Genomic DNA, 25,605 nt, shown 5'->3' on the forward strand with positions numbered 1-25,605 from the left:
TACATGAAGACATTTGCACGTACCCTGGTGGCCAGCGCCATCACCACCCTGGCAGTTGTGGCCGGCACCGGCGCACAGGCGCAAAACCGGGCCGAAGTGATTCACTGGTGGACCTCCGGTGGCGAATCTGCCGCCATCCAGGAAATGGCCAGCGCCTTCAACAAATCCGGCGGCATGTGGGTGGACTCGGCCATCGCCCTGGGCGAGAACGCCCGCGCCGCAGCCATTAACCGCATCGTTGGTGGCAACCCGCCCACCGCCGCCCAGTTCAACACCTCGCAGCAGTACCTGGACATCATCAAAGAAGGCATGCTGAACGACATCGATGCCGTGGCCACCAAGGAGAACTGGGACAGCATGCTGCCAGCCCCCGTGGTCAGCAGCATCAAGGTCAACGGCCACTACTACGCCGCTCCGGTAAACATCCACATGCCCAGCTGGTTCTGGTACTCCAAGGCGGCATTCCAGAAGGCCGGCATCACCTCCGAACCACAAACCCCGGACGAGCTGTTTGCCGCGTTGGACAAGCTCAAAGCCGCCGGCCTGGTGCCGCTGGCACTGGGCGGCCAGGGCTGGCAAGAGTTCATTACCTTCTACAGCCTGCTGGCGCATGAAGGCGGCTCCGACATGTACCTGAAGGTGCTGAAGGACCGCGACCCGGCCACCATCAACTCGCCCGCGTTCCGCAAGATCCTGACCGACTTCAAGCGCCTGAAGAGCTATACCGACGCCGGCTCCCCAGGCCGCAACTGGAACGACGCCACCTCCATGGTGATCACCGGCAAGGCCGGCATCCAGATCATGGGCGACTGGGCCAAGGGCGAGTTCGCCAACGCCAAGCAAACGGCTGGCAAAGACTTCGGCTGCTTTGCCGGCTTTGGCCCCAAGTCGCCCTACATCATTGCGGGTGACGTGTTCGTCTTCCCACGCACCAAAGACCCTGCTGCCATCAAGACCCAGCTGCTGCTGGCCACGTCCATGACCTCGGCCGCCACCCAGGTGGCGTTCAACAACAAAAAGGGTTCCATCCCCATCCGCACCGATGTAGACAGCAGCAAGATGGACCAGTGCGCCCAGGCCGGCCTGGCCATCATGAAGGACAAGAGCCGCCACCTGGCCAACCCCGACATGCTGCTGCCGCCCGACGTGGTGGGCCCGCTGACCGACATCATCTCCAAGTACTGGAACACCAACCAGTCGGTGGATGACGTCGTCAAAGCTCTGCAGACCGCAATGAAGAGCTAAACGCCGCGCAGGGATGCTGGCAATCGGCCCGCATCCCTGCCGCTGCCCCGTGTGTGTTCCCTAGGATTTTTAATGGCATCTTCCCCCCCCGCCACGCGCCGCCGTGGCAAGCGCCAGAACTGGGCGTTCAACCTGGCGCTGTTGCCCATGGTCTTGACTGTGCTGCTGTGCTACATCGGCACCGTGGTGTGGTCCATTGCCATCTCGCTGACCAGCTCCAAAACATTTCCCAGCAGCAACTTCGTGGGCCTGGCGCAGTACGAGCGCCTGTTCAGCACCGAACGCTGGACACTGTCGCTGCAGAACATGGCGGTGTTTGGCGTGGTGTTTGTGCTGGCCTGCCTGGTACTCGGTTTTTTGCTGGCCGTGTTTATCGACCAGAAGGTGCGCGGCGAGGGGTTGCTGCGCACCATTTTTTTATACCCTTATGCGATGAGCTTTGTGGCCACCGGCCTGGTCTGGCAGTGGATGCTGAACCCCGGCCTGGGCCTGCAGGAGGCTGTGCGCCAGCTGGGCTTTCCCAACTTCGAGTTCGACTGGATCATCAGCCAGGACAAGGTGATCTACGCCATCGCGATTGCCGCTATCTGGCAGTCCGCCGGGCTGGTGATGGCGCTGCTGCTGGCCGGCCTGCGCGGGGTGGACGAGGAGATCTGGAAGGCTGCGCGCATCGATGGCATACCCGTCTGGCGCGTCTACCTGAGCATCGTGCTGCCCATGATTGCGCCCAGCGTCGCCACGGCCGCCGTGCTGCTGTCGCTGGCGGTGATCAAGGTGTTTGACGTGGTGGTGGCCATGACCGGCGGCGGCCCCGGCATTGCGAGCGAGGTACCGGCCAAGTTCATCATGGACTATCTGTTCAACCGCGCCAACATAGGCTTGGCCTCGGCCGCATCGGTGGTGCTGCTGTTGACCGTGCTGGTATTGCTGCTGCCCTGGCTGTATGCCAAAAACCGAATCGAACGTGCACAGAGCAAGGGACATTGACCATGGCTACACACTCCCAACCCAAAGTGCGCAGGCCGCGCCCGCCACAGCCCTGGCTGACGCCGGCACGCGTAGGCATCTACGCCTTCTTGCTGATGAGCGCGGTGTTCTTCCTGCTGCCGCTGTATGTGATGGTGGTGACATCGCTCAAGCCCATGGACGAAATCCGCCTGGGCCAGATCTTCGCCCTGCCCAGCCAGCCCAGCCTGGACGCCTGGGTGGCGGCCTGGACCAGCGCCTGCACCGGGCTGAAGTGCGAGGGCATACAGGTCGGCTTCTGGAACTCGCTGAAGATCGTCATCCCCAGCGCGGCCCTGTCCATCTTCATGGGTGCTTTGAACGGCTATGCGCTGGCCTACTGGCGCAGGCCCTGGGCGGGCTGGTTCTTTGCAGTGCTGCTGCTGGGCGCCTTCATACCCTACCAGGTGCATCTGTACCCGCTGGTGCGTGGCCTGTCGATGCTGGGCTTGTTCAGCACGCTGCCGGCCATCGTGCTGGTGCACACCATCTTCGGCATGCCGGTGATGACGCTGCTATTCCGCAACTACTACGCGGCGCTTCCTGAGGAGCTGGTGAAGGCCGCGCGCATCGACGGTGGTGGCTTCTGGCGCATCTTCTTTCAGCTGATGCTACCCATGTCCACCCCCATCATCATCGTGGCGGTGATCATGCAGGTGACCAATATCTGGAACGACTTCTTGCTGGGCCTGGTGTTCGCAGGGCGCGAGAACCTGCCCATGACGGTACAGCTGAACAACATCATCAACACCACCACCGGCGAGCGTTTGTACAACGTCAACATGGCGGCCACCATCCTCACATCTTCGGTGCCGCTGTTCATTTATTTCATATCGGGTCGCTGGTTTGTACGCGGTATCGCCGCCGGTGCGGTGAAAGGCTAACCCCCAGGCTACAGCGCAAGCGCTTTCCGCCCCCCCTTTCAGGGGGGCAACACCAGCAGCCTGGCGGAGCCAGTTCTGCGGTGTTTCTGGAAGGCTGCTAATCCAGCTGCCGTTTGGCATTTACAAGAATTAGGGAATCAATATGGCTAGCGTTTCGATCCAACAACTCCACATTCGCCTGGGCAATGTAGACATCCTGCAGAACATGGACCTGGAGGTGCAGGACGGCGAATTCCTGGTGCTGCTGGGCCCCTCGGGCTGCGGCAAGTCCACCCTGCTGCACAGCATTGCCGGGCTCATCGACGTGTTCGATGGCGCCATCCACATCGGCGGCAAGGACGTAACCTGGGCCGACCCCAAGGACCGCTCCATTGGCATGGTGTTCCAAAGCTACGCGCTCTACCCCACCATGAGTGTGGAGCGCAATATGTCCTTCGGCCCCAGCATCAGCGGTATTGCCAAAGATGAAATCGCCCGCCGCGTCAAAAACGCCGCCACCATGCTGCACCTGGAGCCGCTGCTGCAGCGCAAGCCCTCGCAGCTGTCCGGCGGCCAACGCCAACGTGTGGCGATTGGCCGGGCGCTGGTGCGCGATGCCGGCGTGTATTTGTTCGACGAACCACTCAGCAACCTGGACGCCAAGCTGCGCAACGAGCTGCGCCGCGAACTCAAGCAGCTGCACCACGACATCGGCAAAACCATGGTCTACGTGACCCACGACCAGACCGAAGCCATGACCCTGGCCAGCCGCATCGCGGTGATGCTGGAAGGCAAGATCCAGCAGATCGGCACGCCCGCCGAGGTCTACGACCGGCCGGTGAACCGCTTCGTGGCGGGCTTTCTGGGCTCGCCGACCATGAACTTTCTGGAGGGCAAGCTGGTCGGCGAAGACGGCCGCCTGCTGTGGCGCGCGCCCGCGCTGACCGTGGACGTCAGCAACTACCCTTTCGCCAACCGTCCCGTGCCGGGCCAACCGGCCGTGCTGGGCATACGCCCCGAGCACATCCAGCTGACCGCACCCGACGCATCGGCCGGCCAGGCCACCGTCACCCTGGCCGAGCCCATGGGCGCCAGCGTCGTGCTGTGGCTGGACCTGGGCGGCAACGCCGTGTCGGTGGTGGCAGAAAGCCACACGCCGCACCAGCGCGGCCACAGTTTGGGCCTGCGTTGCGATGCACAGCGGGTGTCGCTGTTTGAAACCGAAAGCGGGCAGCGCCTATAGCTAGAACAAGAGCAGGTCGGCCCCGTGCACGCCAATGCCCGCCGCTTTCTGGTCCTGATGCTGCTGCAGGCGTTTGCGGTCGGCCTGTCCAGCCTGTTCGTCAACCTGTACATCTGGAACATCGACCGCTCGCTGATCACCCAGGCCACATACAGCCTGAGCAGCTCGGCAGCCATTTTGCTGAGCTTTCCGCTTTGCAGCCTGCACGCGCGGCGCACCTCGCCTATGGCCAGCAGCCGCGTGGGCTTGGTGATATTCATGCTGACCTACGCCACCATCCTCTGGCTGCGCGAGGACTGTGCCCGGCACGTGGTGCTGCTGGGCAGCTTGTTCGGCCTGGCAGTGAGCTTCTTTGTCATCGGCCAGCACATGCAGTTTCTGGAGAACGCGCAGGACGCGCAGCGCGACCGCTTTCTGTACGCCGCCAACTTCCTCACCAGCTTTGCCGCCATCGTGGCGCCGCTGCTTTCGGGCTGGCTGATACGCCATGTCGCCGGGCCAGCGGGCTACTACAGCGTGTTCGGCCTGTCGCTGCTGACCTTTGCCGTCGCGGCCTGGTGGTCGTACCGGGTGCAGGGCCAACCTTTGGGCCGCCAGTCCAACCTGCTGGGTGCCTGGCGCAACCGACAGCCGCGCTGGCGCGGCATGCTGTGGGTCAGCGTGGGCTCGGCCATGGTGGAGGGCTCGTACACCAGCTTTCTGGTGACCATCATGGCCTATTCCATCCTGCAGGACGAGCTGGCCATGGGCGCCTACAGCGCGCTGGTGGGGCTGGTAGGCTTGTTGTCCAGTATTGCCCTGGCGCGCAGTTCGCAGGCACGGCACCGCATGGGCATCTACACCAGCGGCGCGCTGCTGGTGTTTGGCGCCTCGCTGGGCCTGGCGCTACTGCCGCAGACCGCCAGCCTGGTGGCCTATGGCGTGGCCAGCGCCATAGGCTTCAACCTCATCACCACCAGCCTGATGGCCTGGAGCTATGCCGCCATCGAGTCAGCCCCCGACTACGCACAGCACAAGCTGGACTACATCGTGGTGCGCGAGATCCCGTTGGGCGTGGGCCGCATGGCGGGCATTGGGCTGTTTCTGGCGCTGCACGCGGCCTTCCCGGCCCAGGTGCTGTCCATCGCCTTTGTACTGTTCTCGGCGGTGTACCTGGCGCTGCTGCCAGCGCTGCAGCGCATCTGGCAGCCGACACGCTTGTCACTACAAAATATATAGCTACCCACGCTGGTACTATCTGCGCCACAGGTCTAAATTATTTAGAACTATGGATATGCTGAAATGCTGCGCACGCAGCTATGAACAGCTTGCCGTCCTACATTAACTTACATCTAATCCCATACCCATACGGCGCGATTACACCTAATATGATGAAGGTCAAAAGCAGAGCTCAGCTCTAGTGCCAAGATCGAACCCGTTGGCGTAAAGCCTCGTTCTGGACCAACGCTTGCCAACCCAAGCGGTAACTTCTTCCGGTGTTCGCCCTCCAGGGCACCGATTTCTCCATGTATTTCGTGGCTGCATTTTTTGTTGAATGCGGCCACACATGCTACGTGTACCTTCTTTCTTTGACGGACTAGAAGCGGCGTGCAGCATGCGCAGCGGGGAAACCTATGAAGCGTGAAGCCGTCACCAAAGCCTTGACACGCCACATCGGCAAATGCACCGACGCGCGCGCGGTCGCCCAGGCCTTTGTCAATACCTGGCAGCAAATTGCCGGCGCGCTGGAGAAGGTGGTGGGCCGCCGTGGCGTCAGCGTGCTGCTGGAGCGCGCCCTCTACCTCACCACCAAACACCATAGCTGGCTTCAGCTGCCTTCAGAGCCCGGCAAAGAGCCAGACCCACTGCCCAGCCTGATCGCGGCCATCGAGGCCCAAAGTGCCAGCGAAAGCATAGAAGCCAGCCGTCTGCTATTGGAAAACTTCACCGAACTACTAGACACCTTGATTGGCGAGTCCTTGACCGACCGCCTGCTGGGCGCCATCTGGATTGCCCCGACCCCGGCCTCCGCAAAGAAAGATAGCTATGAATGACAAAGTGACCATACGCCGCCTGGCTACAGGTGTGCCCGGTCTGGACGAGATTTTGGGCGGAGGCTTGCCGGAATTTTCTTTCAACCTGATCGTCGGCGACCCGGGAGCAGGCAAAACCACCCTGGCCCACCAGATGATGTTCGCGCTGGCAACGCCTGAGCGCTCCGCCCTGTTTTTCACCGTGCTTGGCGAGCCGGCCTGGAAGATGCTGCGCTACCAGCAGCAGTTCAGCTTCTTTGACTTCGACAAGATCGACAGCTCCGTGCGCTTCATCAACCTGAGCAGCGAAGTGTCGTCGGGCCACTTTGACCAGGTGCTGGCGCGCATTGCCGAAGAGGTGCGGCGGCACTCCCCGGCGCTGGTGTTTGTAGACTCGTTCCGCTCGGTGATGATCGAGGCGCAGCGCATGGCCCATGGCAGCGAGAGCATGCAGCAGTTCGTACACCAGCTGGGCCTGTCACTGTCGGGCTGGCAGGTCACGGCTTTTTTGGTTGGCGAATATTCGCCGCAGCGCGATGCGCCACCGGTGTTCACCGTGGCAGACGGCATCTTGTCGCTGGAGCAAAGCGTGCAGCGCAATTCCATGGTGCGCAAAATCCAGGTCCTGAAAATGCGCGGGCAGGCGACCAGTCCGGGCGTGCACACCTTCCGCATCAGCGGCGACGGCCTGCACGTCTTTCCGTCAGCCGTCATACAGGACGACAGCAATGCTGGCCATGCACCAGGTCATGTGCGCCAAACCGGACGCGCAGCCATGGGTGTGCCGTCACTCGACGAAATGCTGGGCGGCGGGCTGCCACATGGATATTCCTTGCTGGTGGCCGGCCCCTCGGGGTCTGGCAAGACGATTCTGGCCACCGCCTTCCTGGCAGAGGGCGTGCGCCTGGGCGAGGCCGGGGTCATCGTCGCGTTTGAGCAGACCCCTAGCCGGTCGCGCACCACCACCATCGACGACCTGGTGCAGGCCGGCTCCATCGGCCTGATCAACACCCGCCTGCGGGATCTGTCGGTAGACGAGGTGGTGCAGCAACTGCTGCAAAGCATCCGCGACAGAAATGCCACGCGGGTGGTGATCGACTCCATCTCCGGTTTCGAACTAGCGGTGGCGCCCGCCTTCCGCGACGATTTTCGAGAGGCGCTGTTCCGCATGGTGGCCGTGCTGTCCGGCCTGGGCGTCACGGTGTTGATGACCACGGAGCTGGAAGACCGCTACACCGATCTGCGCTTCAGCCCCTATGGCTCAGCCTTCCTGACCGACGCCATCATCGTGCAACGCTACATAGAGCTCGATAGCCGCTTGCAACGGGTGATGGCCGTGGTGAAAGTGCGCGGCAGCGCCCACAGCAATGCCATCCGGCAATACACCATCAGCGACGAGGGCATCTGTATTGGCGAACCGATAGCGGACCACGAAGGCCTGTTCAGCGGCCGCCCCCGGCGCACGCACGCGCCCTCCCTCAACCCACGAGACCCCACGCCATGACCCACGATCGGATAGATGGCCCCCCGCCAGCGCCCGAAGCCAGCGATGAGGACCTGCGGCGCTCTGCCCTGGCCCAGCGAGAAGCGGCATTGAAGGCTGGCGAGGCCGCAATAGGGCAGCGCGAAAGCGCAGTGCAGGCCCGGGAAGACAGGTCGTTCATCAAGGACGAAATGGCCTCCATCGCCAGCGCGCAGCTGGTGGAGGCCAACGAGCGCCTGGTGGTGGCGACCATCCATGCGCAGTCCCTGACCGAAGCCGCCGAAGCCGCCGCCACCCAAATGAGTTTCATGGCCAAGCACGATGGGCTCACCGGCCTGCCAAATCGGGCCCTGCTGACCGACCGCCTTGCCCAAGCCATTTCCATGGCCCAGCGGCAAGGCAACCGGGTGGCTCTGGCCTACCTGGACCTGGACCACTTCAAACACATCAACGACTCGCTAGGCCACTCGGTGGGCGATGCACTGCTGCAGACCGTGGCCAAGCGCTTGCAGGACTGCGTGCGGCAGTCCGATTCCGTGTTCCGCCAGGGCGGAGACGAATTCGTGGTGTTGCTCTCACAAATCCACTCGGTGAACGACGCCACGCTGACCGCGCAGAAAATCATCGAGGCCACCGCAGAACCGTACCTGATCCAGCACCACAGGCTGCACGTCACGCTCAGCATTGGCGTGACCATTTACCCCGATGACTGCGGCGACGCCGACGCCATGATGCGCGACGCCGATACCGCGATGTACTACGCCAAGAAGAGCGGCCGCAACAACTACCAAATGTTCTCGCCGGAGATGAATGTGCGGGCGGTAGCGCGCCAGTCCATGCACAACGCCTTGCACCATGCGCTGGACGAAGACGGCTTTGTGCTACAGTACCAGCCCAAGGTGTGCCTGAAAGACTGCAAGGTCGTGGGCGTCGAGGCTTTGCTGCGCCTGGTGCGGCCGGACCGGACACTGCTGCACCCGGAGCACTTCATCGGCATTGCCGAAGAAAGCGGCCTGATCGTGGCTATAGGCCGCTGGGTGCTGCGCGAGGCCTGCACCCAAGCTGCAGCCTGGACACGCGACGGCATCGCCTTCGGGCAGATGGCGGTGAATGTGTCGGCCATCGAGTTCCACAGCAAAGGTTTTCTCGCAGGCTTGCAGACCATTCTGCAGGAAACCGGCTTGAATCCCGGCCTGCTGGAGCTAGAGCTGACCGAGAGCGGGCTGCTGCAGCACACCGAGCCCACCATTCTGCTGCTGCAAGCACTCAAGGACCTGGGCGTGCACATCTCGATTGACGACTTCGGCACCGGCTACTCCAGCCTGAGCTACCTGCGGCGCTTCCCGATCGACACCATCAAGATCGACCAGTCCTTTGTGCGCCACATCGAAAGCGACAGCGGCGAATCCAAGCTGGTGGTCGCCATCATCGCCATGGGCAAAAGCCTGAACCTGAGGGTGATCGCCGAGGGGATTGAGACCTCCGAGCAGCTCAACTACCTGAAGGCACAGGGTTGCCTGGAGGGCCAAGGCTATTTCTTCAGCCGGCCCTTGCATGCCAAGGCCTTCGCGGCGGGGAACTGGGCGTCATAGTCTTTACAAGACTGCCGCCCATGCTATTTAATTAATAGCTACCCGCGCAGATATTACCTGCGCCAGAGGGCTAAATGGCGTATTTACCTGAAGGTATTGCGCGTCTTATACGATAGAGTGCTGCAACCCTCTGTCCTGCCAGACCCGCCCCATCGTGCCCGCCCCTCGCTCCTCCCCTCCGCCCTGGCAGCTGTATTTTCTGCTGCCGCTGTTGCATTTCGCCAGTCTGAAGCTGACCTTTCTGGCCGCTGTCACGCCGGAGAAAGAGGTCGTGGTCTGGCTGCCGAATGCGGTACTGCTGGCCGCCCTGCTGCGCTACCAGGGCCAGCGCGCCTGGGCCATGGCGGCGCTGACCTTCAGCTCCGATGTACTTGCCAACCTGCCGGTGTTTGGTTTGCAAGGCGCTGTGCTGCTGAGCCTGGTCAACCTGACCGAGGTGGCGCTGGCTTTTGCGCTGATGCGCCGCATGCGGGCCTCGATGGGATTGCATAGCTTTCGCGACTTTGGCCGCTTCATCGTCGCCGGGTCGGTGGTGGCAGCCCTTTTCGCCAGCCTGCTGGCTGCGGCGGTGCTACAACACATCCATGCCACCAGCACACCCTACCTCACCCTGGTGCGCCTATGGTGGTTTGGCGATGGCCTGGGCCTGCTGATCTACACGCCGCTGCTGCTGTCCCTGTCCTCGGCGTTCGCGCCACCGCCGGGCAGTATCCGCTTCAAGCTGCAGGACGGCCTGGTGCTGCTCCTCAGCCTGGGCCTGGCGGCCATGGTGTTCTCTGCCCATGGGGGCGAAATCCGCGGTGTATCGGCCACGCCCGACCTGCTGCTGCCCTCGGTGCTGTACATCGCCGTGCACTTTGGCGTGCGCTGGACCGTGCTGGCAGTGGCGCTGGTGTCCTGGGCCACCTCTTGGGTGCTGACGGCGGGCCAACAGCCGTTTGGCGCGGTGGACGTGCACCTGGAGATCGTGCGCGCGCAAGAGTTCATCCTCACGCTGTGCACGGTGGGCATAGGCTTTGCCATCCTGCTGGCCGAGCTGAAGGCGCATGAACGCGAGCTGGAAGACAAGGTGCGCGCACGCACGCAGCAGCTGGAAACCTCCAACACCCAGCTGGCCGCGCTCAGCGCCACCGACGGGCTGACCGGCATTGCCAACCGCCGCCGCTTCGACGAAGTGCTGGCCAGCGCGTGGGGCCGTGCCAGCCGTAGCCACCAAAGCGTGGCGCTGGTCCTACTGGACGTGGACTACTTCAAGAAATACAACGACCACTACGGTCACCTGGCGGGCGACGACTGCCTGCGCCACACCGCCCAGGTGCTGGCCGCGCAGTTCCGCCGCGCCGGCGATCTGGTGGCCCGCTACGGCGGTGAAGAATTCGTGTTGCTCAGCGAAGGCCCCACAGCCGCCGAGGCGCTGCAGATCGCCGAAGCCGTGCGCCAGGCACTGCAAGACCTGGCCCTGCCGCATGTCGGCTCACCTTTTGGCGTACTTACTGCCAGCCTGGGCGTGGCGCTGCTCGTGCCCGGCCCCGACGTCGCCATGGGCAGCCTGGTGCAACAGGCCGACCAGGCGCTCTACCAGGCCAAGGCCCAGGGCCGCAACCAGGTGGTGCTGGCTTCTACAATCCCACCCCCTGACCCTGCTGGAGTACCCGCATGAGCCTGCACACCTGGTGGCTGTTTTTGATGATGACATTTCTGGTGTCGGCCACGCCCGGACCGAATATGCTGCTGGTGATGAGCTCCAGCGCCCGCTTCGGCTTCCAGGCTGCGCTGGCCACCATGGCCGGCTGCATGGTGGTGATGATTCTGATGATGGGTATCTCGGCCGCCGGCCTGGGCGCGCTGCTGCAAAGCTTTCCGACCGTCTTCAACACCCTGCGCTGGCTGGGTGCCGGCTACCTGGCCTATCTGGGCATACAGTGCTGGCGCGCGCCGGTGGCCCAGGAGGCGGATGGCAGTGTGGCCAAAACCAGTGCCGTACCCAGCAACGCCAGCCTGTTCCGCCAGGGCGTGCTGGTGGCCGGCAGCAACCCCAAGGCGATTCTGTTTGCCGTGGCCTTTCTGCCGCAGTTCCTGGACGCTAGCGCCCCGCAGCTGCCACAGTTCACGGTGCTGCTGCTGACCTTCGCGGTGATCGAGGCCGGCTGGTACATGGTGTATGCCGGTAGCGGCAAGACGCTAGCCAACTTTCTGCGCCGCGCCAGCGTGCTGAAGATGTTCAACCGCGCCACCGGCGGTGTCTTCGTAGGCTTTGCCGCCGTGATGGCTGCGGTGCGTAACTAATCCGATTGCTACCAAAAAAATAGCTGCTAGCGCAGGTAGGTCCTGCGCTAGCAGCTATTTTCATTTGAAACAACTACCGGGCCAAAGCCATCTGCGCGGTGGACGCCGCGCCGCCATGGCCCAGCTTGAATACCGCCACCGACTGCACCAGCGACGCGGCCTGGTTCTTCAGGCTGCTGGCGGCAGCGGCCATCTCTTCCACCAGCGCCGCGTTTTGCTGCGTGGCCTGGTCCAGGTGCACCACGGCCTCACCCATCTGAGACATGCCCAGCGCCTGCTCGGAGCTGGCGGTGCTGATCTCGCCCACGATCTCGGTCACCTTCTGAATGGCCTGCACCACCTCACTCATGGTGCTGCCCGCCTGGTCGACCAAGGCCGTGCCCTGGCCCACGCGCTCCACGCTGTCACTGATCAGCGCCTTGATCTCCTTGGCAGCCACCGCACTGCGGCTGGCCAGGCTGCGCACCTCGCTGGCCACCACGGCAAAACCCCGGCCCTGCTCACCGGCGCGTGCAGCTTCCACAGCGGCATTCAAGGCCAAAATATTCGTTTGGAAGGCGATGCCATCGATCACGCTGATGATTTCGCTGATCTTCTTCGAGCTGTCGTTGATGCCCTTCATGGTGTCCACCACCTGGCTCACCACCGCCCCGCCACGGGTCGCAACGCTGGATGCATTCAGCGCCAGTGTGTTGGCGTGGAGCGAGTTGTCTGCGTTCATGCGCACAGTGGAGCTTAGCTCCTCCATGGACGCAGCCGCCTGCTCCAGCGCGCTGGCCTGCTGCTCGGTGCGCCCCGACAGATCGTGGTTGCCGGTCTCAATCTCCACGCTGGCGTGCGACACGTTGTCCGCCCCTTGGCGCACCCGCCCCACCACGTCGAACAGGCTGGCCTGCATGGTCTGCAGTGCGGCCAGCAACTGGCCGGTTTCGTCGCTGGAATCTACGTGGATGACCGACGTCAAGTCACCTAACGCTACCGTTTGCGCCACCTGCACAGCCCTGCCTATCGGCTTGGTGATGGAGCGCGTCAGCAAATAAGCAAGGGCCACGGCCATCAGGGTGGCAGATATGGCCAGCGACAACATCAGCACATTGGCGCTATGCGCAATGGCATCGGCCTCCGCACCAGCCGCCTCCATCCCTGCGACCTGGAACTTCACGAATGCCTCAACGGCCGAGAGGTAAGCCGCTTGGGGTGGCAGCATCTCTTTGACAAGGTAACTCCGCCCCTCGTCGATCTTGCCGGCCTTGACCATCCCGATCAACTCCACCTCGTGCTTGATGAAGCTACTGCGCGTATCCAGTATGGCGCTGAGAGCCGCCTTGCCTTTGTCGCTGCTCTCGATGCCTTGCAGCGCTTGCACTGCTTTGCCTATCGCCACGCTAGAGTCTTCGACCTTGGCAAGCTCCGCCTGCACCACCGCTGCATCGCTGGCAATCAGGGCCGTGCGCAGTGCGCGTGACTGGCGGTTGACTTCGTTCTCAATCCTCTGTGCCAGCTCCACCTTATGGAAGCGGTCATGCAGGATGACACCAATGCTGTCATCCACCACATCAATACGGCTAATACCCACGGCCGCCAGCGCCACCAGCAACGCAATCACAACAGCGAAACCAGCCCCCAAACGATGGCCGATATTCATGTTCTTAAAAAATTGCGCCATCAGATTCCCCTTCCGTAAGAGATTGAAAAGCTTGGCGGCACATTGCAGCCCAAGGCACCTGGCCCATCCTGCCATGTCCTCCCTGCAGATCAAAGCCATTCGCACCCAGATTGGTGTTAACACCTAGGTGCCATTAATTTCATAGCAAAAGCAAAACCGACGCGGCCCCTGAACCACCGATTCACAGCCACGCCCGCAAGGGCGAAACCCGGCTAACTACGATGCACCAATACGGGGCATGCCGCACCAATACGGGTTTATCATTACAAGGAAAACGATTGCGCAAACGTTTTCAGCACTATTATTCGGCTTACAAAAGAGCTCCACCCTGGCCCCGGCTTAGCGCTATGGAGCCGTGGAATTGCTTTTGTGTGTGTTTTTCTTAGCCCTCATTCATATATGGAGACAGCCGCATGAAACTGACCCGCCGCACCGCCCAAACCACCCTCGCCCTCAGCCTGCTGGCTGCCCTGACGGGAGCGCCCGCCTTCGCCGCCGAGAAACCCAAGGTCGCCCTGGTGATGAAGTCCCTGGCCAACGAGTTCTTCCGCACCATGGAAGACGGGGCCAAGGCGCACAACAAGGCCAACGCCGCCAAGTACACCCTGGTGTCCAACGGCATCAAGAACGAGACCGACACCGCCGCCCAGATCCGCATGGTCGAGCAGATGATTGCCCAGAAGGCTGACGCCATCGTCATCGCCCCGGCCGACTCCAAGGCCCTGGTGCCGGTGCTGAAGACCGCCATCGACAAGGGCATCCTGGTCGTCAACATCGACAACCAGCTCGACGCCGATGCGCAAAAAGAAAAAGCCATCCAGATCCCGTTCGCCGGTCCTGACAACCGTGCCGGCGCCAAGCTGGTGGGCGACTTCCTGGCCAAGAGCCTGAAGGCGGGCGACAAGGTCGGCATCATCGAAGGCGTGTCCACCACGTTCAACGCACAGCAGCGCACCCTGGGCTACCAGGACGCCATGAAGGCCGCTGGTGCCACCGTGGTCGGCGTGCAGTCCGGCAACTGGGAAATCGACAAGGGCAATACCGTGGCATCCGGCATGCTGCGCGAACACCCCGACCTGAAGGCCCTGCTGGCGGGTAACGACAACATGGCCCTGGGTGCTGTGGCTGCCGTCAAGGCCGCCGGCAAGACCGGCCAGGTGCAAGTGGTGGGCTACGACAACATTACCGCCGTCAAGCCCATGCTGAAGGACGGCCGCATGCTGGCCACCGCCGACCAGTACGGCGCCAAGCAAGCCGTGTTCGGCATCGAGATCGCCCTGAAGGCGATTGCCGAGAAGAAGAAGCAAGCCGACATGCCTGCCGCCATCCAGACCGACGTGGTGCTGGTGACCAAAGACACGAAGTAAGCTCCCGCCCCGCGCAACGCGGCCAGCACTGTGCTGCCGCGTTGCGCCCACGTTCTATTGCCATGACCGCCACACCCGTTCTCACCATCCAATCCGTCAGCAAAACCTATGTCACCCAGGTGCTGCACGAAGTCTCTCTGTCGCTGCACCCGGGCGAAGTGCTGGCGCTGACCGGTGAAAACGGCGCGGGCAAAAGCACGCTGTCCAAAATTATTTCCGGCCTGGAAAAGCCCAGCGCCGGTGAACTTACGCTCGCCGGCCAGCCCTACGCACCCGCCGCGCGCCGCGAGGCCGAGGCCCTGGGCGTGCGCATGGTGATGCAGGAGCTCAGCCTGATCCCCACGCTGACCGTGGCCGAAAACCTGCTGCTCGGCGCCCTGCCCCACCACGGCGCGATGCGCGGCCACTGGATCGACAAAGCCCAGCTGTACGCAAAGGCCTCGCACCAGCTGGCCAAGATGGGCATCAACGACATCGACCCACGCACACCGGTGTCCCAACTGGGCATAGGCCAGCAGCAGATGGTGGAGATTGCCCGCAACCTGCAGGACAACACCCGCATACTGATCCTGGACGAACCCACGGCCATGTTGACGCCGCGTGAGACGCGCCATCTGTTCGACCAGATCGCCCGCCTCAAGGCCCAAGGCGTTGCCATCATTTACGTATCGCACCGGCTGGAAGAGCTGGTGCAAATTGCCGACACCCTGGCCGTGCTGCGCGACGGCCGACTGGTCAAGGTCTGCCCCATGCACACCGTGAACGAGGCCGACATCGTCCAGCTCATGGTCGGCCACGCGGTGGACCAGGACATGCAGCGCCCGCGCCGCCCGCAAGGCAAGCTGCTGCTGCGCGCCACCGGCCTGCGCCGAGGCCGCGCGGTGCAAGACGTCAGCCTGGACATCCACGCTGGCGAAGTCTTCGGCCTGGCCGGACTGGTCGGCAGCGGCCGCACCGAGGTGCTGCGCCTGCTGTTTGGCGCTGACCGCGCCGAGCATGCCGAGATCAGCGTCACCGGCCAAGCCCCCACCGACAGCAAAGGCTGGCGCTCGCCGCTGCAGGCGATTGCCGCCGGCATCGGCCTGGTCACCGAAGACCGCAAATCCCAGGGCCTGCTGCTGAGCCAGCCGATCCGCGTGAACACCACGCTCAGCGATGTGGGCGCGGTGTCCAAAGCCGGCTGGCTCAACTTTGCGCGTGAAAGCGCCATAGCCAAATCCATGGTGCAGCGCCTGTCCGTGCGCTGCAACGGGCCCGAACAACCGGTCGGCACGCTCAGCGGCGGCAACCAGCAAAAAGTGGTGTTCTCGCGCTGGCTGCACCGCGAATGCAACATCCTGCTGCTGGACGAACCCACGCGCGGCGTGGACGTGGGCGCACGCGCCGACATCTACGCCGAGCTGGAAAAAATGGCCGAAGCCGGCAAGGGCCTGTTGATGGTCTCCAGCGACCTACGCGAGCTGATGCAGATGTGCGACCGCATCGGCGTGATGGCCCAGGGCCAACTCGTCGCCATCTTCGAGCGCGGCCAGTGGACCGAAAAGTCCCTGCTGGAAGCCGCCTTCAGCGACACACAAGTGCGCACTGGCACCCACGGCTAAGCCTTCTTTCTATTTCCGTTTATTGCAACTCACCATGTCTACTTCTCCCTCCTCCCGCAGCAGCAGCCAGCTCGGCACCTACCTGGGCCTGAGCGCCGTGCTGGTCGGCATGGCCATTCTGTTTGGCAGCCTGAGCGAATACTTCTTCAGCGTGGAGACCTTTGTCGCCATCGCCAATGAAATCCCGGCCCTGCTGGTCATGGCCGTGGGCATGACCTTTGTGCTCATCATCGCGGGCATTGACTTGTCGGTCGGCTCGGTGCTGGCACTGTCGGCAGCGGCCACGGCCACCGCGATATTGCAGTGGCACTGGGCAACCCTGCCCGCCGCGCTGCTGGGCCTGCTGGTCGGCCTGGCCTGCGGTGCTGCCACCGGCTGGATTGCAGTCGCCTGGCGCCTGCCCTCGTTCATCGTCTCGCTGGGCATGCTGGAAGCCGTGCGCGGCGGCGCCTATGTGGTGACCGACTCGCGCACCCAGTACGTGGGTGACGCCATCGGCGGCCTGGCCGCACCTTGGGTAGGTGGCGTGTCGGCCTCGTTCTTCATCGCCGTGGCCCTGGTGGTGGTGGCGCAACTGGTGCTGAGCAAGACGGTCTTTGGCCGCTACGTGGTGGGCATTGGCACCAACGAAGAAGCCATGCGCCTGGCTGGCATCAACCCCAGCCCGATCCGCATCGCGGTGTTTGCCGCCACCGGCCTGCTGGCCGGCTTTGCGGGCCTGATGCAATCGGCCCGGCTGGAGGCCGCCGACCCCAACGCCGGCTCGGGCATGGAGCTGCAAGTGATTGCCGCCGTGGTGATCGGCGGCACCAGCCTGATGGGCGGGCGCGGCTCGGTCATCAACACCTTTTTCGGCGTGCTGATCATCGCCGTGCTGGAAGCCGGCCTGGCCCAGATCGGCGTCAGCGACCCGAGCAAGCGCATCATCACCGGCTGCGTGATCGTGGTGGCCGTCATCATCGACACGCTGCGGCAACGCCGTGCCGGCGCACGATAATTTCGGCATGGCCTCTATCAAAGACGTTGCGCGCCACGCCAACGTATCCATCTCCACCGTCTCCCATGTGGTCAACCGCACCCGCTTTGTCAGTGACAAGGCGCGGCAGGACGTGGAAGCCGCGATCCGCGCACTGGGCTATGTGCCTAGCGCGGTGGCCCGCAGCCTGAAGAGCAACACCACCAAAACGCTGGGGATGCTGATCCCCAACTGCTCTAACCCCTACTTCGCCGAGATCGTGCGTGCGGTGGAAGACCACTGCTTTGCCAGCGGCTACACGCTGATACTGTGTAACACCGACGACGAACCGCACCGCCAGGGCGTCTACCTGCAGGTGCTGGCCGAGAAGCGGGTGGACGGGCTCATCATCATCTCCACCGGTGAAGACAGCGACCTGCTGAAAATGCTGCAGGGCCTGACCACGCCCACCGTGCTGCTTGACCGCGAGGTCACCCACGTGCACTGCGACCTGGTGGAAACCGCCCACCTGCAAGGCGGCCAGATGGCCGCCGAACACTTGCTGCAACTGGGCCACCGCCGCATTGCCTGCATTGGCGGGCCGGCCGACCTGAGCTCCAGCGCGCAACGCATCCAGGGCTGGCGCAATGCGCTGGCCGCGGCCGGCTTGGCGGAAGAGACCCGCGACTTGCTGTGGCACAGCGACTTCACCAGCCAGGGCGGCTTTACCGCCATGCAGGCCATTCTGCAATCGCCCCAGCCGCCCAGCGCCGTGTTTGTCTGTAATGACCTGATGGGCATAGGCGCGCTCAGCGCCGCCCACGAGGCCGGGGTGCGCATACCGCAGGACCTGTCCATGGTCGGCTTCGACGACATCGAGCTGGCCCGCTTCACCAGCCCGCCGCTGAGCACCATCGTCCAGCCCAAGCAGCGCATCGGCGTGCTGGCTGTGGACATGCTGCTGGAACGCATACAGGGCGGACGGCTGGATGCCAAACAGGTTCTTTTGCAGCCCACACTGACCGTACGGGCATCCACCGCATCACCATCAACACCATGAAACGCACCACACTCCTCCACGCCGAACTTTCCCAGGTCATTGCCAGCATGGGCCATGGCGACATGCTGGTGCTGGGCGATGCCGGCCTGCCCATCCCCTTCGGCCCCGGCGCGCCGCAGCGCATCGACCTGGCCGTCTGCCCCGGCACACCCGGGCTGCAAGACGTACTGAAGGCCGTGCTGAGCGAGCTGCAGGTCGAAGCCAGCATCATCGCCACCGAAGCCCTGGTGGGCGACGAACGCCAACTGCCCGCCTGGTGCGCCGACCAACTATCGACCAAGCCGGCCAACCTCAGCCACGCCGACTTTAAAAAGCTCTGCGGCCAGGCCCGCGCCATGGTGCGCACCGGCGAGTGCACACCCTACGCCAACATCATCCTGGTGGCCGGCGTCGCGTTCTAGCCCGCGCTATTGAAACCATAGCTGCTGGCGCAGACAAAATATGCGCCAGCGGCCTTTTCTTTTCAAAAAGTAACGGGGCGGTACGCCGGCGGCGCTTTCCGCTACAGTGGGTCGCACCATGCCGACCCAGCGCCTTCAGCCCCCTCTGGCCACAGCCCTGCTGCGTTGGGTCGGGGCGCTGCTCTGCGCGACGCTGACTGGCTGCGCATCGCTGCCCAGCGCGGTAGACCGGCCGGTGTCCACAGCCCTGGCCCAACCCGAAAACACGCGGCTGGGCGCGCTGGTGGCCGCGCGCGCACTGCAAGCAGGCACCCGCAACGACTCGGGCTTTGCCTTGGTGGGCGACGCCCAGCAGGCCTTCAGCAGCCGCATGGCGTTGATACAGGCAGCGCAAAAAACGCTGGACCTGCAGTACTACGCCATCTTTGCCGACGACACCACCGAGCGCCTGTTCGCTGCGCTGCGCGACGCGGCCCGCCGGGGCGTGCGCATCCGCATCCTGCTGGACGACTTCAACACCTCGGGCAAGAACACCCAGGTGCTCAAGCTGGCCTTTGAAAAGAACATAGACCTGCGCCTGTTCAACCCGCTACCAGGTGGCCGTGGCTCCATGGCACTGCGGGTACTGAGCAACCTCAAAGACACAGCGCGCATGCAGCGGCGCATGCACAACAAGATGCTGGTAGCCGACAACGCGGTGGCCATCACCGGCGGGCGCAACCTGGGCGAAACCTATTTCGGCCAGAGCAAAGACAGCAACTTCATCGACATCGACATGCTGGCAGCAGGCCGCATGGCCCGCGAACTCTCGCGCAGCTTCGACCAGTACTGGAACAACCCGCTGGCCTACCCCGTGGAGTCGCTGATGACGGTGCAGGAAATCGAGGCCCTGAAGCCCCCGCCAGAACCCGTAGCCGCCGATGCGGCAACCACTCCGCCCAGTCCGCCCGCGCTGCCCGAGACCATGGACCTCGGCAGCTTCCGCTGGACCTGGGCGCCGTCTGCGCTGCTGGTGGACAAGCCCTCCAAAATCGCTGCCGACGCCGACACCACCGATGCCCAGCAAGACACCGCAGTCGATGGGCTGCTGCAGCTGATGGGGCAGGCCCAGCACACGCTGCTCATCGTGTCGCCCTACTTCGTGCCTGGCGAGCGCATGCTCAAAGCCTTTGCCGACCTGCGCCGTCGCGGCGTACAGGTGCGCGTGCTGACCAATTCACTGGCCTCGACCGACGCGCCCGCCGCCCATGTGGGCTATGCACGCTACCGCAAAGCCTTGCTCGGCCTGGGCATCACACTGTATGAGTTGCGGGCAGAGCAACAGGGCACGTTTCGCCGTTTGGGCGCCTCGGCCCTGGGCAGCGGCATGGGTGGTTCGCGTGCCAGCCTGCATTCCAAGATGGTGGTGGTAGACGGCCACTGGCTGGTGGTGGGCTCGATGAACCTGGATCTGCGCTCGCAGCTGCAAAACAGCGAGGTAGCCATCGTGGTGCGCAATGGCGCGATCGCCACCGAAGCCACACGCCTGGTCGAACCCACGCTAGCCCATGGCGCCTACCGCGTCGAACTACAAGACCAGCGGCTGCTGTGGCACGCGCCGCCCGGGGCCGCTTTCTCTGACGCCACCAGCGAGCCAGACGCCAGCCTGGGCCTGCAATTCTTCACCACGCTGATAGCCCCCTTCGCTCCTGATGAAATGCTATGAAAAAGAGAGCTTACAGCGCATATTCCACCAGCGTATCAGGGCAAAACGGCCTGATTAGATACATGTCTCAGAACGCAACCACACCCTTGAAAAACCCCGTTCGCCCTGAGCTTGTCGAAGGGCTTGCAAACTGAGCCCTTCGACAAGCTCAGGGCGAACGGTTGTGGTGGTGTGTCTGAGGCAAGTAGCCAATCAGGCAAAACGGCAAAAAAATCAGCGCGGACGGCGGCGCCGGTACCACTGGGTCAGCTCAACGCTGGCAATGCACACCGCCAGCCAGGCCGTGCCAGACGCAAAGCCGGCCAGCACGTCGCTGGCAAAGTGCACCCGCAAAAACACCCGGCTGGTACCAATGCTGAAGGCCAGCGCCACCGCTACCAGCACCAGGGGCAGGTGCCAGCGTCTGGGCAGAAAGCGCGCCAGCACATAAGCCAGCATGCCGTAGACCACCACCGCGCCCGAGCTGTGGCCGCTGGGAAAGCTGTAGCCCTGCGCCATCACCAGGCCATCATCGTGCAGCGGCCTCACGCGGGCGAAGATCTGCTTCAGCGTGGTGTTCAGAACCGCGTTGCCGGCCACCGCCAGCACCCAGCCCAGGGCCAGCCAGCGCCGGCCGCGCCACACCAGCGCAGCCGCCACCAGGATGCAGATCGCTGTCATGGTTTCGGTGTTTGCCAGCACCGTGAGCCATGCTGCGGCCTGAGCCACAGCTACGGGCAGGTGCAGGCGCAGACTATCGGCCAGCGCCTGGTCGGCCAAGCCCAGGTTGGCGTTGGCACCCAAGGCCTCGGCCAGCTCGGCAAACACCCAGGCAGCGGCCACGATGACCGCAAAGCCCGCAGCCATGCGCACCAGCAGGAAGAGCGCGGGCGGCAAGCTGCTTTCTTCCCGCAGCACCTGGTAGCGCTGCAGCAGCCACCAGCCGGTGCCGCACAGCAACAACACAAGCAACAACAGCCCGGCGTACAGCGGCAATGCGTAGGCACCGGCTTGCTCCGCCCAGGCCACCAGCGGCTGCGGGTCATTCAGCATGGGGTTTTACTTCTCTCTCAACGTGCAGGGAACAGGTCTTGGCGCACAGGAAGGCGGCACTGGCTGCGGCGTAATCCCATTGCTCCACCGCACAGCGGGCTTCGAGGGGCGACCAGCGCAACAAGTTCACTGAATTGGGCACACCAGATCGCACCCGTGACGACACCGCCGTGCCCGCCTGCACCACCCACATCGCACGCGCCAGGCCGGCCAGCGGCGCCACATAGGGCAGATGGATATGGCCGCCCAGCACCAGGTCGGCACCCGCGCGGGCCCATGCCTGCTGGGCAGCGGCATGGCCGTGCAGGCGGTCATGCACATCGCGCGCACGCACCACCTGGATCGGCTGGTGCACCACCACCACCCGCAGTTGCGCGGCCGTGGCGCCGGCCAGCCACTGGGCCACGCGGTCGATCTGTGCGGCGGACACCGCGCCATCGGTATGCCGATACGGCCGCGTGGTATTCACACCCACCACCAGCAGCTCAGGCGACGCGAATACCGGCTGCAGGTCGGCTCCAAACGCGGCACTGTACCGCGCATAGGGCTGCACCAGGCGCTGCCACAGGCTCAGCGGAATATCGTGGTTGCCGGGAATGGCCAGTACCGGCGCGCCCAGCCGGTCCACCAAGGCCCTTGCCGCGCGGAACTGGGCCGGGCGGGCCCGCTGGGTGATGTCGCCCGACAGCACCACCAGGTCCGGCCGCTGCGCGCGGGCCTGGTCCACCAACGCCTCCACCACGGACGCCTGCTCGGTGCCGAAGTGCGTGTCCGAAATGTGCAGCAGCAGCGTCATACGGGGTTGGCGGCGCCGTCCGCTTCGGCCGGCTTCAGCAGGTACAGCGGCTGCGGCGCGACGCGGAACTCCAGCGGCGTGCGCATGCGCGTGACCTCGCCGTCATACGCCACCTTGATCTTGCGCAGCCGTGGCTTGACCACCATATGCGAGAAGGCAAAGCTCTCCACCGTATCGGCCTCGCCCAGCGTGCCCAGGGCACCGCGCAGCATCAGGCCCGCCATGGCCCAGGTGCTGATGGGTTTGAGCATGACGGCGGCGATGCTGCCCGCATCCAGCGCACGCGGCGGCTGGGCGCCCGCACCTTCCTCGCCAAGTTGCAAGCCCACCTGCTCCAGCTGCAACCGGTTGTTGCCCACAAACAGGGTGGGCGTGCGCACCTCGCGCACAACACCGCCCTGGTCTATGTGCAGGCGCAGCTGGCGGTGGCCGCGCAGCAGCGTCATGCAGGCGGCGCCCAGCGCGATCCAGCGGCTGCGGCCAAAGCGCGCCTTGAAGGTTTCGCGGTCTTCCAGCAGCACCGGGTACAGGCCCAGGCTGGCGTTGACCAGAAACACATGGTCGTTCACCGTACCCACCTGCACCGGCACCGGCTGGGCCCGCAGCAACTGCTGCGCGGCCAGCGCCGGCTCGGTGGGTATGCCATGGGTGCGGGCAAAGTAGTTGAAGGTGCCCAGCGGCACCACGCCCATGGCGCAGCCAGCAGCATGCGCAGCCTGGGCCACGGCGTTGATGGTGCCGTCGCCCCCCACGGCCACCACGGCCGACTGCGTGGCCAGGGCCTGGGCCGCCGCCTCGCGCGCCACACGCGGCAGATCGGCTGGGCGGGTAAAGCGCAGCTCGCCGCGCCGGCCGGCGTCTTGCAGGGCCTGCTCGATCACCGCGCGCTTGGCGTCCGCACCAGTGCGGCCAGATGCGGCGTTGATGATGAAGATCAGGGGCGAGGCAGGGTTCAGTGCGGGGCAATTCGACATATGTGGCTGCCGGGGCACAAACAGGAGCAGAACAGGCGCCACCCCGGCAGGTTTGCATACTAGCAGCGCAGGTCAAGCCCTCCATAAACACTACAAAAACAATAGCTACTTGCGCTTATACCTATTGCACCAGAGGCATTTTTTACAATAAAACCCGACACAGCGAAGGTTATCCAGGGCTTTTAAAATCACAGGGTTTTCCCGCGCCTGGCTGCGCCACTGTCGCCCCCCACACACGCTATGAATCTCCCACTACTGGCCCTGGCCGTTGCCGCTTTTGGCATTGGCACCACCGAATTCGTCATCATGGGCCTGCTGCCCGATGTGGCCGCCGACCTGGCGGTGTCCATCCCCTCCGCCGGCATGCTGGTGTCCGCCTACGCCCTGGGCGTGGCGGTGGGCGGCCCCATCCTGGCGGTGGCGACCGCGCGCCTGCCGCGCAAGACCACGCTGGCATGGCTTATGGCGCTGTTCGTGCTGGGCAATGTGGGCTGCGCGCTGGCCCCCAACTACAGCTGGCTGATGGTGGCCCGGGTGATTACATCCTTTTGCCACGCGGCCTTCTTCGGCATTGGCGCCGTGGTGGCGGCCAGCGTGGTCGAGCCGCACAAGCGCGCCCAGGCCATGTCGCTGATGTTCGCCGGACTGACCCTGGCGAATGTGCTGGGCGTGCCGCTGGGCACGCTGCTGGGCCAGCACACCGGCTGGCGTTCCACCTTCTGGGCCGTGGCCGTGATCGGCGTGCTGGCCACGCTGGCCGTGCTGCGCTGGGTACCGGTGCTGCGCCAGACCCTGGTGGGCAGCCCGCTGGGCGAGTTCCGCGTGCTGCGCATCAAGCAGATTTGGCTGGCGCTGGGCATGAGCGTGCTGGCATCGACCAGCCTGTTCACCATGTTCACCTACATCACCCCCATCCTGCGCGATGTCACCGGCGTGGCACCGCAAAACGTCAGCGGCGTGCTGCTGCTGTGCGGCGTGGGCCTGACCATAGGCAACCTGCTGGGCGGCCGCTTGGCCGACTGGAAGCTGATGCCCTCGCTGATGGCCATCTTCGCCGCGCTGGCTGCAGTGCTGACCACCTTCTCGTACACCAGCGCCTGGCTGTGGCCGGCCATCATTACCCTGATGGTCTGGGGCATGGCCTCGTTTGCCGTGGGCGCGCCGCTGCAGGTGCGCGTGGTGTCGCAGGCGGGCGAGGCGTCCAGCCTGGCGTCCACCCTGAATATCGGCGCCTTCAACCTGGGCAATGCCCTAGGTGCCTGGCTGGGTGGCGCGGTGATCGACCTCGGCTGGTCGCTGCAAACCCTGCCCCTGGTATCGGCTGGCGTGGCCGTGTGCGCCCTGGGCCTGACCGCCTACACCGCCCGACTAGACCGCCGCCCGGTGGCCCGGCAGCCGGCCATGGCGGGCTGCGAAACGGGGTAGTCCCGCAGATTCAATCCCTAAGCACAGTGACTAGCCGACAGATAGACTGGCCTCCCTTAGCAGCACTTTCGTCACGCCATATGTCATTGTCCAAAATCAGCCCCCGCCAAAGGGGCGTCATGCGTCTACATGGTTGGCTTTTGATGCTGTGGGCAAGCGCAACAGGTTTTGCAACCAGTGCCATCCTGCTACACGGCCTCAATGTGCACTCCATGGCCGCGCGCTACGCCATAGGAGCTGGCTCGGTATATTTCCTGGGCTTCGTTCTGGGGGGACGCATATATGTGCAATGGTGGAACAATCAACACCCGTCGTCACCATCTTTCCCAGTGCACGCAAGCACTGAGGAAGAAGTGCAGTACGACCAAGATGTTGAATCAAAGCGCAAAAAGCTTTCCCAATTCAGTTGGGCTGGCGATCTCGGAAGCCTTGGAGACGACCCGTTAAGTGCACTGCTTGCTGTTATCTGGTGCATTGCTGCACTGATCGCTTTGGTGCTTGTGGCAGGTTACCTTCCCCTTATGGCAACCGACCTGCTCGCAGGCTACCTCGCCGAAATCGTACTGGAGTTCTTGATAGGTAGCTTGCTGCTGCGCCAAGTTCTAAAACCCAGGCCCTTGGACGACTATTGGGGCTTCGTAGTTCGCAAAACCTGGTTAGCAGGAATCTTCATGGTGTTAGTTTTTGCCGGTTTCGGCGCCATGGTGCAAAGCATCAACCCAACAGCAAAAACGGTGCTGCAGGCCCTGTCCGGCAGCTAGTTCGGCCCCAGCTGTCAACGTCCACTTTCATGGTTTGACCCAATCGTCTGAAGCTGCATCTGCAACTTGGCCTAGATCAGGGCATTAGGTGGCTACACTCCAGGCCTCTCCTAACGCCTTTACTTGGTTCAGC

Annotated in this window: 22 protein-coding genes; 18 read left to right on the plus strand and 4 right to left on the minus strand. The window is 63.8% G+C overall.

Annotated elements, in window-relative coordinates:
* Positions 1 to 3 precede the first annotated feature (3 nt).
* The 10 genes from AC4BBN_RS18400 to AC4BBN_RS18445 all read left to right on the plus strand — a co-directional run bounded on the left by AC4BBN_RS18400 (position 4) and on the right by AC4BBN_RS18445 (position 11,729).
* Entirely contained in the window at positions 4 to 1,245 is a 1,242-nt protein-coding gene (locus tag AC4BBN_RS18400; RefSeq protein ID WP_490593451.1) for an ABC transporter substrate-binding protein, read from the plus strand.
* A 72-nt stretch (positions 1,246 to 1,317) separates the two neighbouring features.
* The gene (locus tag AC4BBN_RS18405; RefSeq protein ID WP_490593452.1) at positions 1,318 to 2,232 is read left to right on the plus strand and encodes a carbohydrate ABC transporter permease; all 915 of its coding nucleotides are present in this window, start codon (positions 1,318 to 1,320) and stop codon (positions 2,230 to 2,232) included.
* A 2-nt stretch (positions 2,233 to 2,234) separates the two neighbouring features.
* Positions 2,235 to 3,134: a carbohydrate ABC transporter permease gene (locus tag AC4BBN_RS18410; RefSeq protein ID WP_490593453.1), complete on the plus strand. Its 900-nt coding sequence runs from the start codon at positions 2,235 to 2,237 to the stop codon at positions 3,132 to 3,134.
* Between the two features lie 142 nt (positions 3,135 to 3,276).
* Complete coding sequence (locus AC4BBN_RS18415) at positions 3,277 to 4,356, plus strand: ABC transporter ATP-binding protein (RefSeq protein WP_490593454.1); 1,080 nt, start codon at positions 3,277 to 3,279, stop codon at positions 4,354 to 4,356.
* Positions 4,357 to 4,380: 24 nt separating this feature from the next.
* Entirely contained in the window at positions 4,381 to 5,574 is a 1,194-nt protein-coding gene (locus AC4BBN_RS18420) for an MFS transporter (protein WP_490593455.1), read from the plus strand.
* 395 nt (positions 5,575 to 5,969) lie between these two features.
* The gene (locus AC4BBN_RS18425; protein WP_490593456.1) at positions 5,970 to 6,389 is read left to right on the plus strand and encodes a hypothetical protein; all 420 of its coding nucleotides are present in this window, start codon (positions 5,970 to 5,972) and stop codon (positions 6,387 to 6,389) included.
* Entirely contained in the window at positions 6,382 to 7,872 is a 1,491-nt protein-coding gene (locus AC4BBN_RS18430; RefSeq protein WP_490593457.1) for an ATPase domain-containing protein, read from the plus strand. The genes AC4BBN_RS18425 and AC4BBN_RS18430 overlap by 8 nt, the downstream gene beginning before the upstream one ends.
* Positions 7,869 to 9,443: a putative bifunctional diguanylate cyclase/phosphodiesterase gene (locus AC4BBN_RS18435; protein WP_490593458.1), complete on the plus strand. Its 1,575-nt coding sequence runs from the start codon at positions 7,869 to 7,871 to the stop codon at positions 9,441 to 9,443. Before AC4BBN_RS18430 ends, AC4BBN_RS18435 begins: the two co-directional genes overlap by 4 nt.
* Before the next feature lie 154 nt (positions 9,444 to 9,597).
* Positions 9,598 to 11,103, plus strand: a complete 1,506-nt coding sequence (locus AC4BBN_RS18440; RefSeq protein WP_490593459.1) for a sensor domain-containing diguanylate cyclase — start codon at positions 9,598 to 9,600, stop codon at positions 11,101 to 11,103.
* Positions 11,100 to 11,729 carry a LysE family translocator gene (locus tag AC4BBN_RS18445; RefSeq protein ID WP_490593460.1) on the plus strand — a complete coding sequence of 210 codons (630 nt, stop codon included), beginning with the start codon at positions 11,100 to 11,102 and terminating at the stop codon, positions 11,727 to 11,729. The genes AC4BBN_RS18440 and AC4BBN_RS18445 overlap by 4 nt, the downstream gene beginning before the upstream one ends.
* A gap of 73 nt (positions 11,730 to 11,802) precedes the next feature.
* Here the strand turns inward: AC4BBN_RS18445 and AC4BBN_RS18450 are convergent, their stop codons facing one another.
* Positions 11,803 to 13,395 (minus strand): methyl-accepting chemotaxis protein, encoded by a 1,593-nt coding sequence (locus AC4BBN_RS18450; RefSeq protein WP_490593461.1) that lies wholly within the window; start codon positions 13,393 to 13,395, stop codon positions 11,803 to 11,805.
* 413 nt (positions 13,396 to 13,808) lie between these two features.
* On the opposite strand from AC4BBN_RS18450, the gene AC4BBN_RS18455 reads away from it, so the two are divergent.
* From AC4BBN_RS18455 to AC4BBN_RS18480, 6 genes are all read left to right on the plus strand, one after another.
* Complete coding sequence (locus tag AC4BBN_RS18455; protein WP_490593462.1) at positions 13,809 to 14,762, plus strand: sugar ABC transporter substrate-binding protein; 954 nt, start codon at positions 13,809 to 13,811, stop codon at positions 14,760 to 14,762.
* 62 nt (positions 14,763 to 14,824) lie between these two features.
* Entirely contained in the window at positions 14,825 to 16,363 is a 1,539-nt protein-coding gene (locus AC4BBN_RS18460; protein ID WP_490593463.1) for a sugar ABC transporter ATP-binding protein, read from the plus strand.
* Positions 16,364 to 16,397: 34 nt separating this feature from the next.
* A complete protein-coding gene (locus tag AC4BBN_RS18465; protein ID WP_490593464.1) occupies positions 16,398 to 17,360 on the plus strand; it encodes an ABC transporter permease in 963 nt (320 codons plus the stop codon).
* Positions 17,361 to 17,367: 7 nt separating this feature from the next.
* The gene (locus AC4BBN_RS18470) at positions 17,368 to 18,378 is read left to right on the plus strand and encodes a LacI family DNA-binding transcriptional regulator (RefSeq protein ID WP_490593465.1); all 1,011 of its coding nucleotides are present in this window, start codon (positions 17,368 to 17,370) and stop codon (positions 18,376 to 18,378) included.
* Complete coding sequence (gene rbsD / locus AC4BBN_RS18475) at positions 18,375 to 18,779, plus strand: D-ribose pyranase (RefSeq protein WP_490593466.1); 405 nt, start codon at positions 18,375 to 18,377, stop codon at positions 18,777 to 18,779. Before AC4BBN_RS18470 ends, rbsD begins: the two co-directional genes overlap by 4 nt.
* 118 nt (positions 18,780 to 18,897) lie before the next feature.
* Entirely contained in the window at positions 18,898 to 20,484 is a 1,587-nt protein-coding gene (locus tag AC4BBN_RS18480) for a phospholipase D-like domain-containing protein (RefSeq protein ID WP_490593467.1), read from the plus strand.
* A gap of 213 nt (positions 20,485 to 20,697) precedes the next feature.
* On the opposite strand, the gene AC4BBN_RS18485 is transcribed toward AC4BBN_RS18480, so the two are convergent.
* Genes AC4BBN_RS18485 through AC4BBN_RS18495 form a run of 3 tightly spaced genes read right to left on the minus strand, consistent with a single transcriptional unit; the run spans position 20,698 to position 23,286 of the window.
* Positions 20,698 to 21,516, minus strand: coding sequence for a phosphatase PAP2 family protein (locus AC4BBN_RS18485; RefSeq protein WP_490593468.1), 819 nt, complete (start codon positions 21,514 to 21,516; stop codon positions 20,698 to 20,700).
* Complete coding sequence (locus tag AC4BBN_RS18490) at positions 21,506 to 22,312, minus strand: metallophosphoesterase family protein (RefSeq protein WP_490593469.1); 807 nt, start codon at positions 22,310 to 22,312, stop codon at positions 21,506 to 21,508. The genes AC4BBN_RS18485 and AC4BBN_RS18490 overlap by 11 nt, the downstream gene beginning before the upstream one ends.
* The gene (locus AC4BBN_RS18495) at positions 22,309 to 23,286 is read right to left on the minus strand and encodes a diacylglycerol/lipid kinase family protein (protein ID WP_490593470.1); all 978 of its coding nucleotides are present in this window, start codon (positions 23,284 to 23,286) and stop codon (positions 22,309 to 22,311) included. The genes AC4BBN_RS18490 and AC4BBN_RS18495 overlap by 4 nt, the downstream gene beginning before the upstream one ends.
* A gap of 240 nt (positions 23,287 to 23,526) precedes the next feature.
* On the opposite strand from AC4BBN_RS18495, the gene AC4BBN_RS18500 reads away from it, so the two are divergent.
* Together AC4BBN_RS18500 and AC4BBN_RS18505 are read left to right on the plus strand one after the other, a co-directional pair.
* On the plus strand, positions 23,527 to 24,711 hold the full coding sequence (locus tag AC4BBN_RS18500; RefSeq protein WP_490593471.1) for an MFS transporter: 1,185 nt from the start codon (positions 23,527 to 23,529) through the stop codon (positions 24,709 to 24,711).
* 143 nt (positions 24,712 to 24,854) lie between these two features.
* Positions 24,855 to 25,472: a hypothetical protein gene (locus tag AC4BBN_RS18505; RefSeq protein ID WP_490593472.1), complete on the plus strand. Its 618-nt coding sequence runs from the start codon at positions 24,855 to 24,857 to the stop codon at positions 25,470 to 25,472.
* Positions 25,473 to 25,605 lie beyond the last annotated feature (133 nt).

The organism is Rhodoferax sp. SPJ21, assembly GCF_058216335.1.